Raw genomic sequence first — 13750 nt, 5'->3', positions numbered from 1 at the left:
TCGCCGTTCCTCGCCGCGGGCTGTATTAGGCTGGCCGGCATGGGGAATGGTTTTGGGGGTACGCCACGCGGCGCAGCGACGGCGGCAGCGGCAGCGGCAGCGGCAGCAGGAATCGGCTGGCTCATCAGCGCGGCATTGTTCGCGGCACTGAGCTGGTTCAGCGTCTTTCCGGTTTCGCTAACCCGGCTGGTGGTCCCGGAAACGGTGGCTGCTTCCAGCTGGCATGCGGTCGCACCTTGGCCGATCCTCATTCCCGCCCTCTCGGTTTTGACGCTGCTGGGCATGCTGCTGCTCCTGCTGCGCTTGCTGGTTTCCCGCCCGGCGGACCGCATCGACAACCGGACGGCCATGATGAGCGTCTGGCTGTGCGTGGTGCTCGCGTCCTTCTTCACCAGCGTGCTCTGGTCCGCCGGGAGCATCTCGGCGCAGTGGCCGCCACCTCGCATGGCGATGGTGTTCGACGGTGCGGGCCCCTCCCTGCTGGCCGCCGGCTACTGGGGCATTGTCTGGGGCTGGATTCCTGCCTTGGTCTGGATCCGTGTGGCGGCCGCCCGCAGCAGGAACGGCGACGACGGTGACAACGCCGTCTCGGGCGGCGGCCCGGATGGTCTGCACCTTCCGCGGACAGCAGCCACTGGCCCGCAGCGGCCACGGGCGCGGCTCGGGATCCTCCTCGCTGCCACGGCCGTCTGCGGCGTCCTGCTGGTGGCCGCCGCGCCGCTGTCCGGAGCGGCAACCCGCGCCGCCGCCAACGCTGCCCAGGTCCGGCCAGCGCCCTCGCCGTCGCCCACCGAGCAGCCGGTCGTCTACGGCTCGCCAACCGTGGGCCCGCTGCAGCAAACTCCGGATCCGAGCTGGTGCAGCAGCGAGCAGGTGGCGATTTCCCTCGGCGAACCGGACGCCGCCACCGGCCACCGCGGCATGCCCATCCGGCTCGTCAATTCCGGCACAGTTCCGTGCGTGCTCAACGCCTATCCCGACGTCGCTTTCGACGACACCGGCGGGTGGGCCATGGACATTCTGACGGTCCGCGGCGGCTCGTTTATGACCACGGACCCCGGCCCGCGCGCTATCACCGTCGCCCCGGGTGCCGCCGCCCAGGCGGCCCTGGGCTGGAACGCCATGGCCGGTGCCGGCGATACCAGGGTGGGTGCGATCCTGGTCGCGCCCTTTTCCGGCGCCGCCCGGACCCGTCTTCCGGCCGACCTGGACATGATCAGCGGCGGGTATGTGGCCGTGACCGGTTGGAGCCTGGTCCAGCCGACGGGGTAGGCCACAGCACTCAATTGGCCGATCCGGCTGTCAGTCTTTCTTGAGTTTCTCGGCGAGCATCACAATGATTCCGCTGGGACCGCGGAGGTAGGTGAGTTTGTATTCGTCGCGGTACGTCGCCACGCCGCGCAGCGGATGGCATCCGTGCTTGGCAGCTATCTCAAGGGCTTTGTCGATGTCGTCGACCGAGAAGGCCACGCGGTGCATGCCGATGTCGTTGGGACGAGTTGGGTTCGACTCGTTCGCTTGGGGGTGGATGTATTCGAAGAGCTCAAGCTGACCATGACCGTCCGGGGTCTGGAGCATCGCAATCTTGGCGTGGTTGCCGTCAAGTCCGACGGCGGTGTCGGTCCACTCGCCGCTGACCGTGTCACGGCCGACGACCGTGAGCCCGAGGTCGGTGAAGAAGGCGATTGTTGCTTCGAGGTCGCGAACGGCGATACCGACGTTCTCAAATTTGATGGCCATGCTTGAAGCTACCAAGGCGGACCGATTAGCTCCAGTGGCAAGCCGGGACTCGACTGAACAAGCCCCGGGACCCATGGGGAGCTGCGGCACGGCGCGCAGCCAATCGAGCACCTCGGCTACGCCGGCGCCTAGCCGTTCAGCACCACGTTCACCGGCGGTTCGCCCGCCAGCATGAGCTCGATCTGCCGCTGGACCAGCTTTCCCATCCGCGGGCGCATCGCCGAGCTCGCCCCGCCCACATGCGGGCTGATGATGACGCCGGGGGTCCGCCACAGGGGGTGGTCCTGCGGCAGCGGTTCGGGATCGGTGACGTCCAGGGCGGCGCGGATCCGGCCGGAGGCGGTGTGCCGGACCAGGGCGTCCGTGTCCGCGACCGGGCCGCGGGCCACGTTGACGACCAGGGCCCCGTCGGGCATGGCCGAGAGGAAGGCGTCGTCGATGAGGTGGCGGGTGGCGTCGCTGAGCGGGACGCCCACGATCACGATGTCGTGCTCCGGCAGCAGGGTGTGCAGCTCGTCGATGCCGTGGACGTGGCCGCGCGGGTCCGTCCGTTCCCGGCTGGCCACCTTGGTGACCGTGGTTTCGAAGGGCAGGAGGCGGTCCTCGATCGCCTTCCCCACGCCGCCGTAGCCGACGATCAGCACCCGCCGGTCCGCGAGGCTGGCGGTGGGCCGGGTCTCCCAGCGGCCCTCCTGCTGGTTCTGCAGCAGCCGCGGGAACTCGCGCTGGCTGGCCAGGATCAGGGCCAGGGTCAGTTCGGCGGTGGAGGTCTCGTGGACGCCGGCGGCGTTGGCGAACACCCGGCCCGCGGGCAGTGACTCCGCGACGCCGTCGTACCCGATCGACGTGCTCTGCACGAGCCCGGTGTCCACCGCTTCCAGGCCGCGCAGGGCCTCCGCGCTGCCCATGTAGGGCTGGACCACGATGTCGAGGCGCGGCCGGGGCGGCTCCCCGGTCAGGTCCCACTCCAGGACGGTGACGTCGGGGTGGGGATTGAGGTACTCGCGCAGGGTCGGGTCCGGCAGGCTCACGGTTATTTTCCTCGGCATAGCTGCCAGCCTAATGGTGCCAGGGCCCCCGGACGGTGCTTCCGCCGTGGGCCGTGTCACACAACCGGCCCCGGCCCGGACGGGAGTTTGCCCTCACCTTCGCGCCGCCCCGCGCGGCATTTGGACATGCCCATTCCCCGGGCATACATTGCAGGAAACCCCTCTCCCTTACTGACCTGGAAGGTCCTGCACCATGAACACCTCGGGACCCTCCCGTCCGGCCGCCAAGTCCCTCACTGCCCGGGCAAAGCTGCTCCTGGTCTGGGCGGCCACGGCCCTGCTGCTGGTGGGCATGGTGACCCTGGGTGCCGTCCGCACCGGGCCGGTTCCCGGGACGGACTTCGTCGCCGGCCCCGAGGACCTGTGGCAGGAACAGTGGGAGGAACAGCCCGCGGCCGCGGCCCCGCCGGCGGAAGCCCCGCAGGCCGCCGTCGACCTCGATGCCCTCGACGCCGAGGTGCGGCGGGTCCTGGCCGAAAACCCCGGCTACCGGATCGGCGTCGTCCTCGCGGACACCCACGGCGGGGAGCCGCGCGGCTACGGCGACGGGACCGAGTTTGTGGCCGCCAGCACCGCCAAGATCATCACGGCGGCCGCCTACTACCATCTGGTGGAGACCGGCGAGAAGTCACTGGACGTGCCGCTGGGGAGCTACGACGCCGCGTTCCAGATCCAGGCGATGGTCAACGCGAGCAGCAACGACGCCTGGCTGCTGCTGATGCAGGACATCGGCTACCCCCGGCTGATCGAGTACGCCGCATCGATCGGGATCAGCTACGACCCGGAGCAGAACCTGCTGACCCCGGCCGAGATGGCGGACCTGCTCAAACAGCTGTCCACGGGCAAGCTGATCAACGCGGAACACACGCAGGAACTGCTCGGCTACATGCAGAAGACGAACAACGAACGGCTCATTCCGGCCGCGGTCGGCCCGGGCATCACGGTGCAGCACAAGTACGGCGCGCTGGGGGGCTACCTCCACGACGCGGCGATCCTGAGCTCCGGCGACCGGTCCTACGCGCTGACCATCTACAGCTGGGGCGAGGACGGCGGGAGCGAGAAGCGCCTGGCCATGATCCATGATCTGACGGGTGTGGTGACGAAGGCGCTGCTGGAGTAGGGCGGCGGCGGGCGCGGGCGTTTGCGCGGAGGGCGTTAGCCCAGGCCGTTAACGTGCGGAGCCCCGCCGCACGGTGTGCAACGGGGCCCTGCATTCCAGCTGGAGAAACGGTTAGCGGCCGAAGAGCTTGGCGAAGAAGCCGGTCTTGGTGCTGACTTCACCCTCGTGACCCTTACAGCGGTCGGCGCTCTTGACGCCCCGCATGACCGAGTCAACGTGCTGGCCGCAGCCGGCCCAAGTGGTCTTACCGCACTTCTTGCATGCAACCTGTCGGCACATCTGGTTCTCCTTGTTGGTGGGTCTGTTGTCACCAATATACCCCATGGGGTATTTGACTCAAAATGAACGCTGCCAAAATCCTGTGGGAACACCCTGTCGCCTGCCGGCGTTGGTTCCGTACAGTGGCACCAGCGCTGCGCCGCTCCTGCACGAACTGACTTCCGAACCGTACCGAGAGGACCGCTGACATGGCTTACATCAAGGTTGGAACCGAGAACAGCACCGACATCGAGCTCTACTACGAGGACCACGGCAGCGGGCAGCCGGTGGTCCTGATCCACGGCTACCCGCTGGACGGATCCTCCTGGGAGAAGCAGACCACGGCCCTGCTGGGCGCCGGCTACCGGGTCATCACCTATGACCGCCGCGGCTTCGGCCAGTCCAGCAAGCCCACCGACGGCTACGACTACGACACCTTCGCCGCCGACCTCAACACCCTGCTCGCCGACCTGGACCTGAACGACGTCGTGCTGGCGGGCTTCTCGATGGGAACCGGCGAAGTGGGCCGGTACCTCGGCACGTACGGTTCGGCCCGGGTGGCGAAGGCCGTGTTCCTCAGCTCGCTGGAGCCCTACCTCCTGCAGGCAGAGGACAATCCTGACGGCGTCCCGCAGTCCGTGTTCGACGGCCTGATGGCAGCTGTCACCACCGACCGCTACGCCTACTTCACCGAGTTCTTCAAGAACTTCTACAACAGCGACACCTTCCTCGGCACGCCCCGGCTCAGCGAGGAGGTCATGCGGGCGGGCTGGAACCTGGCGACCTCGGGCGGGCCCACCGCCTCCGCAGCCGCGCAGCCCACCTGGCTCACGGACTTCCGCGCCGACATCCCCAAGATCGACGTCCCCACACTGATCGTCCACGGCACCGCGGACAGGATTCTGCCGATCGACGCCACGGGCCGGCTATTCACCAAGGCCCTGCCCAGCGCCGAGTATGTGGAGATCGACGGCGCCCCGCACGGCATGCTCTGGACCCATGCCGCCGAGGTCAACGAGGTGCTGCTAGGGTTCCTGGCGAAGCCGCAGGCGTAGCCTGAAGCGGCCCGTGGCGCTCGGGGCTCAATCCCGAGCGGGCTTGCGCAGTCCCTGTGAGCAGTCCGGGGCGCGGGCCTTAGCTAGCACCTGCCGTCCGGGGGCACTTTCACACGACGCACAGGGCCGGCGTCGTCCATTTGGACGCCGGCCCACTCCAAAGTGCCCCCGGACCGCCGGGGGGCCGCGGGTCCGCCCGCGAGTGCGCCTATTGATCGTGGGCCGCGAAAATGATCCGCATTCAGGGTTGTGCAGCTACCTACATAGTGACACTATCTATTCGTGGATGACATCGACTTTGATCAGGAGCTGACGCGTGCGGCGCTGCCGCAGGCAGTGCTCGCGGCGCTCAGCCACGGTGAAAGTCATGGCTATGCCATCGCCGAGGTCCTCCGGCAGCACGGCTTCACACGCATCAAGGGCGGAACACTTTACCCCCTGCTGAAGAGGCTGGAGGACCAGGGCCTCGTCGAGCACACCTGGCAGCACGACCAGGCAGGTCCGGGCCGCAAGCAGTTCACACTCACCGAGCAGGGCTGGCATGCACTGGAGCGCTCGGAGACAGCCTGGCGCAGGATGGGCCAGACTCTCACAAATATCCGGACGACCCGACAGGAACAGCCATGAGCTACGAGCGCAAACTGACTTTCAACCTGAGGCTGCGCGGGCTGTCCGAAGCCGAGATCGCCGAAGCACTGGATGAGGTGCGCTCACACGAAGCCGCTGCCGGGACTCCCGCGGAAGCCGAATTCGGCACGGCCGAGGAGTACGCGAGGCAGTTCCCCAAGAAGAAGAGACGGACACGGGGGAAGACGATCACAGCGATCGGAACAGTATTGGCTGTGTCCTATGTTCTCCTCGCGGTCATCCTGATTCTCCTCTTCAGAGTGGACATCCGCGACTTCGTCGGGCCGGTCACCCTCCTGCCGGCGCTCGTCCTAGTCCTGGTCAGTAACCTGGCGGGATTCCTGACTGACTACTTTCAGCCGGCGCAGCGCTCCAGAGCCCTCCTCTGAGGTCCCGTTCAGACCCCAGGCCCGGGACCAAAGTGCCCCGGACCGCCCGGGAAAATCCGCTGGTCAGCCCGGAAATGCGCCTCTTGATCATGGGCCTCAGCGGGCGGAGGATTAATGCACCGGGTCACTCATCCTACGAGCGGACGCCGGCTCGCCTCCCCGCCGATCACGGGCGAGCTAATTGAAATTGGAACGGAAGGCCGCCGCCTGATTACAGCGCCACCGCGGTGTGATGATGGCGGGCAGACGCCGTCCATAGCTACAGATTCGCATCATCAGGCAGAAGAACTAAGACAATGTCCATCACCAACTCACCAAGAAAGACCCGCTCCCGGGCGGCAAGGATCGCACTGATCCCGGCCGTCGCCCTGGGGCTCATCGGGGGACCTGTTGCAGCAGCCGGGCCGGCCGTCGCATCAACCTCCGAACGCGGTTGCACAGTCGATCCGCTCAAGCCCGTCAAGCACGACAACAAAGACACAAGCAAAGTCAGAGTGGACTTCCGGATCTATGTGGACTGCAATGGCAACAAGAAAGTGGAGATCCGCCAGCTGCGCTTCGAAGACGACCGCGGCCGGCATGACGATTTCCTGGGGAAGTCCACGTTCTGGAAGTCCTTCGATCGCCGTGACGACGCCGTTACGATTCACAGCTACGACCGCGTGCCGAACCTGGACCGCCGGGGCAGCGAGGAAGTCTACCAACTCGTTTCCTTCCGCGTCCGCAGCGGCAACAGCGATCATTGGTCTGACTGGACCCGCTGGGAAAAGAGCGACGTAGCCAGGCTCCACCGCTGATCGCCCAGCAGCCCACGCGTCTGCGTACCGAGAGCCAGGGGACCCGTCCCCTGGCTCTCCTTTTGCCCGAAATTCTGGCCTGATACCCGCCGCGGGGGTGCCGTCCGGCGTCGTCCTCTGCCGTCCGGGGGCACTTTGATACGAGGCTCCGTGCCGCCGTCGGCCAGTTCGACGACGGCGGGCCGCAAAGTGCCCCCGGAGCGCCGGGCGACCCCGACGCCGCCGGGCGACAGTGCTGCCGGGAGGGTAACTGGGCTGCTGTGGCGTGGGCTCTTCCATAGCTGCCCAAGCTAGCCGCGCGAGCTATGGAAGAGCTGTCACCGCACCGGGGCGGCTACGTCTGCTCGTCCCACATGCCGGTGTCCGCGGCGTCCTCCGGTTTGTCCTCCGCCTCCGGGTCACCCGACCCGACGTATGCGGCGGGCACCGTTCCCGCGGCCTGGGTCAGCTGTTCCTCGCGGATGTTGCCGGCCTGGCCGGGTTCGGCGTGCGGCTGGCGGACCTCGACGGCCTCTCGGGACTCGACGGCGTCCGGGTCGCCGGGGCCGCGCAGGCCGGCCGGATCGGTGCCGGGTTCATTGGGATCACTCACAACACTGCCTTTCATCCGCGGAATGGATCCTTCCCAGACTAACGTGGAGAGCGGATGGGCGGCCGGACCGCTCCGCCTGAAACCCCATGGCGCTCCGGAAGCTCTCCGCCGTCAACCGCCGACCCGGAAGTTGACACTGGCAGCCGGGTGCGGTTCACTTTTTGCATATGCTGAAATAACAGTTCCATGATGCGGAATGCATTGTCCGCATAGCCCTACACCGTGGATGCCAGCATCACAACGCGAGGACTTGCCTCATGCACCTTGATCAGTTCAACGCGGCCAGCCGCACGCAGGCCGCCGATGCCCTGCGGCCTTGCCTGGACATCCAGCGCTGGATCGACGATCTGGCCGACGCGCGGCCTTACTCCGCCCTCGAAGCACTTCTTGCGGCAGGCCGCGCCGCGGCCGACCCGTTCACCCCGGCCGAGATCGAAGCAGCACTCGCCCACCACCCGCGGATCGGCGAGCGGGCCCGGGGAAACAGCACTGAGGCCAGGCTCTCCCAGTCGGAGCAGGCCGGACTCGGCGAGGCCGACGCCGCGGTCGCGGAAGCCCTGGCGGAAGGCAACCGGGCCTACGAGGAGAAGTTCGGGCAGGTGTTCCTGATCCGCGCGGCCGGCCGCAGCCGGGAGGAGATCCTGGCCGCACTCAACATCAGGCTCGGCCACACCCCCGGAGAAGAACAGGCAATTATTGGCGAGCAGCTGCGGGAAATCGCGGTGCTCCGGCTCGAAGGACTGATGGAATAATGAGCATGTCTCACGTCACCACCCACGTACTCGACACCGGTTCCGGCAAGCCTGCGGCGGACGTCCCGGTCACCCTCCACATGCTCGACGGCGAACGCTGGGTCCAGATCGCCGAGGGCGCCACCGACGCGGACGGGCGCGTCAAACAACTCGGGCCGGACCGGCTGCCGACGGGGACCTACCGCTTGGCCTTCGATACGGGCAAGTACTTTGCCGCCAGCGGTACCGAAACGTTCTTCCCCGAAGTGACCCTCACCTTTGGGGTTGTGGAGTCAGAGGCGCACTACCACGTGCCGCTCTTGCTGAGCCCGTTCGCGTATTCCACCTACCGGGGCAGCTGAGCAGCCGGAACCTGCAGCACCTGCCTCGGCAGGAAAGGCCCCCGGCGGCGCTGCGGGCCTTTCCTGTGCGTCCGCCGCGGTGGTCCTCGGTCCTTTCACCCGATTGTGACTGCCGGACCCGCGGCGCCCCGCCGCCGATGTTGACGCGCCCGCACTGGCGTCGATAATCTCGAATTGCAAGAAAGTTTTCTCACAGAATGAAAACTTGAGCCGACCATTCAATGACGAAAAGAGGTTGGACGTGGCTGCAGGAGAAGAGACCTCCCATATCCTCAGCGGGTTGACTAACCAGCTGCCTGATCATGATCCGGAAGAGACCGCCGAATGGCTGGAGTCCCTGGACACGCTGATTCAGGAACAGGGCACCGAGCGTGCCCAGTACATAATGCGCAGCCTGCTCCAGCGGGCCGGCGCGCAGTCCGTGGGTGTTCCGATGGTCACGACCACGGACTACGTCAACACGATCCCGGTGGACCAGGAAGCGGAGTTCCCCGGGGACGAGGAGATCGAGCGGAAGTACCGGGCGTGGCTGCGGTGGAACGCCGCGGTCATGGTGCACCGGGCGCAGCGGGCCGATATCGGCGTCGGCGGGCACATCTCGACCTATGCCGGGGCCGCGACCCTCTACGAGGTCGGGTTCAACCACTTCTTCCGCGGCAAGGACCACCCCGGCGGCGGGGACCAGGTCTTCTTCCAGGGCCACGCCTCCCCCGGCATGTACGCCCGGGCCTTCATGGAGGGCCGGCTCTCCGAGGAGGACCTGGACGGGTTCCGGCAGGAGAAGTCCAAGGAAGGCCATGCCCTCTCCTCCTACCCGCACCCGCGGCTGATGCCGGAGTTCTGGGAGTTCCCCACGGTCTCGATGGGCATCGGGCCGATGAACGCGATCTACCAGGCCCAGTCCAACCGGTACCTGCAGAACCGCGGGATCAAGGACACCTCGGACCAGCAGGTCTGGGCGTTCCTGGGTGACGGGGAAATGGACGAGCCCGAGTCCCGCGGCCTGCTCCAGCTCGCCGCGAACGACAAGCTGGACAACCTGAACTTCGTGATCAACTGCAACCTCCAGCGCCTCGACGGCCCGGTGCGCGGCAACGGCAAGATCATGCAGGAACTCGAGGCGTTCTTCCGCGGCGCGGGCTGGAATGTCATTAAGGTCGTCTGGGGCCGGGAATGGGATGACCTGCTGGCCAAGGACGAGGACGGCTCGCTCGTGAAGATCATGAACGAAACCGTCGACGGGGACTACCAGACCTACAAGGCCGAGTCCGGCGCGTTCGTCCGCGAGCACTTCTTCGGACAGACCCCGCAGACCAAGGAAATGGTCCAGGACCTCACGGACGACCAGATCTGGAACCTCAAGCGCGGCGGCCACGACTACAACAAGGTCTACGCCGCGTACAAGGCCGCCACCGAGTTCAAGGGCAAACCCACCGTCATCCTGGCCCACACGGTCAAGGGCTACGGCCTGGGCACCCACTTCGAGGGCCGCAACGCCACGCACCAGATGAAGAAGCTCACCCTCGCGGACCTGAAGGCCTTCCGCGACCACCTGCGCATCCCCATCACCGACGACCAGCTCGAAACGGACCTCTACCGGCCCCCGTACTACCACCCCGGCATGGACTCCCCCGAGATCCAGTACCTCATGGAACGCCGCCGCGCCCTCGGCGGCTTCGTCCCCGAACGCCGGCCGGACCACGCGCCCATAGAACTCCCAGACCCGAAAACCTATGAGGTGTCCAAGCGCGGGTCCGGGAAACAGCGGGCCGCCACCACCATGACGTTCGTACGCCTGCTCAAGGACCTGCTCCGGGACAAGAAGTTCGGGCACCGCATTGTCCCGATCGTTCCGGATGAATCCCGCACCTTCGGCATGGACGCGTTCTTCCCCTCCGCGAAGATCTACAACCCGGACGGCCAGGGTTATCTCTCCGTGGACCGCGACCTGGTCCTCGCCTATAAGGAATCGGCCCAGGGCCAGCTGATCCACCCGGGCATCAACGAGGCCGGCGCGGTGGCGGCGTTCACCGCCGCGGGCACGTCCTACTCAACCCACGGCGAACCGCTGATCCCGATCTACGTCTTCTACTCGATGTTCGGCTTCCAGCGCACGGGCGATTCCTTCTGGGCCGCCGCGGACCAGATGACCCGCGGGTTCATCATCGGCGCCACCGCCGGCCGCACCACCCTGACCGGCGAGGGCCTGCAGCACGCCGACGGGCACTCGCCCATCCTGGCCTCGACCAACCCGGCCGTCCTGACCTACGATCCCGCGTTCGGGTACGAAATGGGCCACATCATCCGGGACGGCCTGGAACGGATGTACGGCGACGCCGCCGCGGGCAGCAAAAATGACCGGAACCTGATGTACTACCTCACGGTCTACAACGAGCCGACCTTCCAGCCCGCCGAACCCGAGAACCTCGATGTCAACGGTGTGCTGAAAGGCATCCACCGAGTGTCGGCGTCGGACCTGGAAGGGCCCAAGAGCCAGATCCTGGCCTCCGGCGTGTCCGTCCCGTGGGCCCTGGAGGCCCAGCGGCTCCTCGCCGAGGACTGGGGTGTCTCCGCCGACGTCTGGTCCGTGACGTCCTGGAATGAGCTGCGCCGCGACGGGCTCGCGGCCGAGGAAGAGGCGTTCCTCAACCCCGGCCAGCCGGCCCGCGTCCCGTTCGTGGCCCAGCAGCTTGCCGGCGCGACCGGTCCGATTGTGGCCGTCACCGACTACATGAAGGCTGTCCCGGACCAGATCCGCCAGTTCCTGCCGCACCAGTTCGCCTCGCTCGGCGCCGACGGCTTCGGCTTCTCCGACACCCGCGCCGCCGCCCGCCGCTTCTTCAAGAACGACACCCACTCGATTGTGGTGAAGACCCTGCAGCTGCTGGCCGCGCGCGGGGAGGTCGACGGCGGCGTGCCGGCCTACGCGATGGACCGCTACAAGCTCCTGGACGTCACCGCCGGGACCACCGGCGGAACCGGGGGCGAGGCCTGACCAGCGGCGTTAGGGTGGGCAGATGAGCGACAGCGGAGCACCGGGCCACAGCCGGGCAGCAGGCACGACGGCGGTGCTGCTGGCCGCCGGCGCCGGGACGCGGCTGGGGCTCGGGCCGAAAGCGCTGCTCCCGTCCCGCGGCCGCACGCTCGTGGAAGTGCTGGCCGACGTGCTGCTCGCGGGCGGCTGCCGGGAAGTCGTGGCGGTGCTCGGCGCGGATGCGGCAGCGGTCCGGGCCGGCACCGACCTGAGCCGGCACCGGGTCATCGACAACCCGGACTGGGCCGGCGGGATGGGCAGCTCCTTCCGGCTCGGCGTCACCGCGGCCGCCCCGGAGGACCACGTGCTCATCGCGCTGGTGGACCAGCCCGGGCTGACGGCTGCGGCCGTGGCCCGGCTGCTGGCATCCCACCGGCCCGGCCGGGTGACGGCGGCCGGCTACCGCTCTGCGGAGGGGAAGCTGCGGCGGGGACATCCGCTGCTCCTCGATGCCGGCCTCCGGGCGGAGGCTGCGGAAACGGCAGCGGGGGACGCCGGGGCACGCTTTTTCCTCCAGGCCCACCCGGAGCTGATCGACCTTGTGGACTGCAGCGACCTCTCCGGCGGCGAGGACCTCGACACCCCCGGCCAGCTGCACCTCCTCGACTAGGGTCCACCGCAGCCGGGCCCGCGGCGCCGCGCAACCACCACCACAACGCGGGGTCACCTACGGCCCAAGAAACGCCCCACCATGGGCCGGATCTGACCCCGCGTTGGTTTAGCGGGCGGGGACGAACAGCTCTTCCAGCCCCCGTTTGAATCCGGACCGGCCGCCGTGGGCGGGATGCCTGATTTTCGGCACCTCCAGACCGCTCCGCTGCAGGCTGCGGTGCGCCACGTTCCCCACGGCCACCACCGTTTCGATAGGAAAAATCTCGGTCAGTCCCTGCCAGAACGGGGTTCCCCGTGCCGCCTCGGCGGCCGCCGGGGTGCGGTTGGACAGCGGCTGCCCCGGCACGTGGGTATGCCACGGGCAGGCACTCCAGAGCAGGGGCAGGAATTCCAGCTCGGCCAGCACCTCCCACATCACCGTGGCCGTCGGCTCCGCCGCCACTGCCGCAGCTTCCGCCGGCAGCACGTAGCCCTTTCCGGGCCCGAACAGCCCAAACGCGTTGGCGGGACCCTCGAACATGGTGCGGTTGGTGAAGGGGACTCCGGTGATCCTCATGCCCCTGAAGCCGGGCGCTTCCCCGACCAGCAGCACCTTCGGGGAGCGGTCCTGCATTTCCCGCAGGTAGATCGCCAGGTTCCGGCGGCGCTGGGCATTTCCCGGCACGGTGTGGTCGAAGAAGTTGTTGCACCCCGGCCCTGTCGGCACGGCCGCGAGCCGGTCAACGAAGCCGTCGATGGAGGATGAAGTCATTCCGGGCCCGTTCCCTTGGCAGCTTGTCGGGTCATCAGACTATCCCGGCCGCTCCGCCGCCGGTACGGGCTTCCAGGCCGTTCTAGCATGGGGGCATGACGGACATGACCATCTTCACGGTGGGGCACTCCACGCACCCCATCGACGAATTCATCGGCCTCCTGACGGCCCACGGCGTCAGGATCGATGTGCGCACCGTCCCGAAGTCGCGGCACAACCCGCAGTTCAACGCGGACGCCCTCGCGGCCAGCGTGCGGGCGTCGGGGATCACCTACCGGCGGATGGATTCCCTCGGCGGCCTGCGGCATCCCCGCAAGGACAGCCCCAACGGCGCCTGGCGGAACGCGTCGTTCCGGGGGTACGCGGACTACATGCAGACCGAGGAATTTTCCACCGCCATCGGCCAGCTGCTGGAACGCGGGCGGACCAACAATCTGGCGGTCATGTGCGCGGAAGCCGTCCCGTGGCGCTGCCACCGCTCGCTGATCGGTGACGCGCTCCTGGTCCGCAATGTTGACGTGCTGGACATCATGTCGGAGAAGTCCGCCAAACCCCACACCCTGACCTCCTTCGCACGCGTGGACGGAGAACGGGTCTGGTATCCGGCGGACTAACCGGATATCCCGGCGCCGG

The 13750-nt window shown here is 67.5% G+C and carries 16 protein-coding genes; 11 read left to right on the top strand and 5 right to left on the bottom strand.

Annotated features, from left to right (window positions below; all coding sequences use genetic code 11):
* Window positions 1-39 precede the first annotated feature (39 nt).
* Window positions 40-1272, top strand: a complete 1233-nt coding sequence (locus tag J2W14_RS16335) for a DUF4232 domain-containing protein (protein ID WP_307464443.1) — start codon at window positions 40-42, stop codon at window positions 1270-1272.
* Window positions 1273-1302: 30 nt separating this feature from the next.
* On the opposite strand, the gene J2W14_RS16330 is transcribed toward J2W14_RS16335, so the two are convergent.
* Together J2W14_RS16330 and J2W14_RS16325 are read right to left on the bottom strand one after the other, a co-directional pair.
* A complete protein-coding gene (locus J2W14_RS16330) occupies window positions 1303-1740 on the bottom strand; it encodes a VOC family protein (RefSeq protein WP_307464442.1) in 438 nt (145 codons plus the stop codon).
* Between the two features lie 128 nt (window positions 1741-1868).
* Entirely contained in the window at window positions 1869-2789 is a 921-nt protein-coding gene (locus J2W14_RS16325; protein ID WP_307464440.1) for a 2-hydroxyacid dehydrogenase, read from the bottom strand.
* 193 nt (window positions 2790-2982) lie between these two features.
* Between J2W14_RS16325 and J2W14_RS16320 the strand changes: the two genes are divergently transcribed.
* Window positions 2983-3909 carry a serine hydrolase gene (locus J2W14_RS16320; RefSeq protein WP_307464438.1) on the top strand — a complete coding sequence of 309 codons (927 nt, stop codon included), beginning with the start codon at window positions 2983-2985 and terminating at the stop codon, window positions 3907-3909.
* A gap of 111 nt (window positions 3910-4020) precedes the next feature.
* On the opposite strand, the gene J2W14_RS16315 is transcribed toward J2W14_RS16320, so the two are convergent.
* Window positions 4021-4188, bottom strand: coding sequence for a hypothetical protein (locus tag J2W14_RS16315; RefSeq protein WP_307464437.1), 168 nt, complete (start codon window positions 4186-4188; stop codon window positions 4021-4023).
* A gap of 188 nt (window positions 4189-4376) precedes the next feature.
* On the opposite strand from J2W14_RS16315, the gene J2W14_RS16310 reads away from it, so the two are divergent.
* The 4 genes from J2W14_RS16310 (at window position 4377) to J2W14_RS16295 (ending at window position 7035) form a co-directional block, all read left to right on the top strand.
* Window positions 4377-5222: an alpha/beta fold hydrolase gene (locus J2W14_RS16310; RefSeq protein ID WP_307464434.1), complete on the top strand. Its 846-nt coding sequence runs from the start codon at window positions 4377-4379 to the stop codon at window positions 5220-5222.
* A gap of 282 nt (window positions 5223-5504) precedes the next feature.
* Window positions 5505-5849, top strand: coding sequence for a PadR family transcriptional regulator (locus J2W14_RS16305; protein WP_307464432.1), 345 nt, complete (start codon window positions 5505-5507; stop codon window positions 5847-5849).
* Window positions 5846-6238, top strand: coding sequence for a hypothetical protein (locus J2W14_RS16300; RefSeq protein ID WP_307464430.1), 393 nt, complete (start codon window positions 5846-5848; stop codon window positions 6236-6238). Before J2W14_RS16305 ends, J2W14_RS16300 begins: the two co-directional genes overlap by 4 nt.
* 296 nt (window positions 6239-6534) lie before the next feature.
* Window positions 6535-7035 carry a hypothetical protein gene (locus tag J2W14_RS16295; RefSeq protein ID WP_307464429.1) on the top strand — a complete coding sequence of 167 codons (501 nt, stop codon included), beginning with the start codon at window positions 6535-6537 and terminating at the stop codon, window positions 7033-7035.
* Window positions 7036-7369: 334 nt separating this feature from the next.
* On the opposite strand, the gene J2W14_RS16290 is transcribed toward J2W14_RS16295, so the two are convergent.
* Entirely contained in the window at window positions 7370-7627 is a 258-nt protein-coding gene (locus J2W14_RS16290; RefSeq protein ID WP_307464427.1) for a hypothetical protein, read from the bottom strand.
* Window positions 7628-7884: 257 nt separating this feature from the next.
* Here J2W14_RS16290 and uraD point away from each other — a divergent pair, with 257 nt between their 5' ends.
* From uraD to nboR, 4 genes are all read left to right on the top strand, one after another.
* Window positions 7885-8379, top strand: coding sequence for a 2-oxo-4-hydroxy-4-carboxy-5-ureidoimidazoline decarboxylase (gene uraD / locus J2W14_RS16285; protein ID WP_307464425.1), 495 nt, complete (start codon window positions 7885-7887; stop codon window positions 8377-8379).
* The gene (gene uraH, locus J2W14_RS16280; protein ID WP_307464422.1) at window positions 8379-8720 is read left to right on the top strand and encodes a hydroxyisourate hydrolase; all 342 of its coding nucleotides are present in this window, start codon (window positions 8379-8381) and stop codon (window positions 8718-8720) included. Before uraD ends, uraH begins: the two co-directional genes overlap by 1 nt.
* A 241-nt stretch (window positions 8721-8961) precedes the next feature.
* Window positions 8962-11715 (top strand): pyruvate dehydrogenase (acetyl-transferring), homodimeric type, encoded by a 2754-nt coding sequence (gene aceE / locus J2W14_RS16275; RefSeq protein ID WP_307464421.1) that lies wholly within the window; start codon window positions 8962-8964, stop codon window positions 11713-11715.
* Between the two features lie 22 nt (window positions 11716-11737).
* Entirely contained in the window at window positions 11738-12364 is a 627-nt protein-coding gene (gene nboR / locus J2W14_RS16270) for a nicotine blue oxidoreductase (RefSeq protein WP_307464419.1), read from the top strand.
* A gap of 108 nt (window positions 12365-12472) precedes the next feature.
* On the opposite strand, the gene J2W14_RS16265 is transcribed toward nboR, so the two are convergent.
* Window positions 12473-13117 carry a uracil-DNA glycosylase gene (locus J2W14_RS16265; protein ID WP_307464417.1) on the bottom strand — a complete coding sequence of 215 codons (645 nt, stop codon included), beginning with the start codon at window positions 13115-13117 and terminating at the stop codon, window positions 12473-12475.
* Between the two features lie 95 nt (window positions 13118-13212).
* Here J2W14_RS16265 and J2W14_RS16260 point away from each other — a divergent pair, with 95 nt between their 5' ends.
* Window positions 13213-13731 (top strand): DUF488 domain-containing protein, encoded by a 519-nt coding sequence (locus J2W14_RS16260; RefSeq protein ID WP_307464416.1) that lies wholly within the window; start codon window positions 13213-13215, stop codon window positions 13729-13731.
* Window positions 13732-13750 lie beyond the last annotated feature (19 nt).

Origin of the sequence: Pseudarthrobacter oxydans, assembly GCF_030812335.1 — a bacterium.
In the GTDB taxonomy this organism is placed as follows: Bacteria; Actinomycetota; Actinomycetes; order Actinomycetales; family Micrococcaceae; genus Arthrobacter; species Arthrobacter oxydans_B.
Note: the sequence above shows the minus strand (reverse complement) of the source record. Positions and strands in the feature narration are given on the sequence as shown.

What these genes read in the sequence shown, in the direction of transcription:
- J2W14_RS16330 (WP_307464442.1), bottom strand. Translation starts at nt 1,740, where the DNA reads ATGGCCATCAAATTTGAGAACGTCGGTATCGCCGTTCGCGACCTCGAA.
- J2W14_RS16295 (WP_307464429.1), top strand. Translation starts at nt 6,535, where the DNA reads ATGTCCATCACCAACTCACCAAGAAAGACCCGCTCCCGGGCGGCAAGG.
- J2W14_RS16265 (WP_307464417.1), bottom strand. Translation starts at nt 13,117, where the DNA reads ATGACTTCATCCTCCATCGACGGCTTCGTTGACCGGCTCGCGGCCGTG.
- J2W14_RS16335 (WP_307464443.1), top strand. Translation starts at nt 40, where the DNA reads ATGGGGAATGGTTTTGGGGGTACGCCACGCGGCGCAGCGACGGCGGCA.
- J2W14_RS16325 (WP_307464440.1), bottom strand. Translation starts at nt 2,789, where the DNA reads ATGCCGAGGAAAATAACCGTGAGCCTGCCGGACCCGACCCTGCGCGAG.
- nboR (WP_307464419.1), top strand. Translation starts at nt 11,738, where the DNA reads ATGAGCGACAGCGGAGCACCGGGCCACAGCCGGGCAGCAGGCACGACG.
- uraH (WP_307464422.1), top strand. Translation starts at nt 8,379, where the DNA reads ATGAGCATGTCTCACGTCACCACCCACGTACTCGACACCGGTTCCGGC.
- J2W14_RS16315 (WP_307464437.1), bottom strand. Translation starts at nt 4,188, where the DNA reads ATGTGCCGACAGGTTGCATGCAAGAAGTGCGGTAAGACCACTTGGGCC.
- J2W14_RS16260 (WP_307464416.1), top strand. Translation starts at nt 13,213, where the DNA reads ATGACGGACATGACCATCTTCACGGTGGGGCACTCCACGCACCCCATC.
- uraD (WP_307464425.1), top strand. Translation starts at nt 7,885, where the DNA reads ATGCACCTTGATCAGTTCAACGCGGCCAGCCGCACGCAGGCCGCCGAT.
- J2W14_RS16310 (WP_307464434.1), top strand. Translation starts at nt 4,377, where the DNA reads ATGGCTTACATCAAGGTTGGAACCGAGAACAGCACCGACATCGAGCTC.
- J2W14_RS16300 (WP_307464430.1), top strand. Translation starts at nt 5,846, where the DNA reads ATGAGCTACGAGCGCAAACTGACTTTCAACCTGAGGCTGCGCGGGCTG.
- J2W14_RS16320 (WP_307464438.1), top strand. Translation starts at nt 2,983, where the DNA reads ATGAACACCTCGGGACCCTCCCGTCCGGCCGCCAAGTCCCTCACTGCC.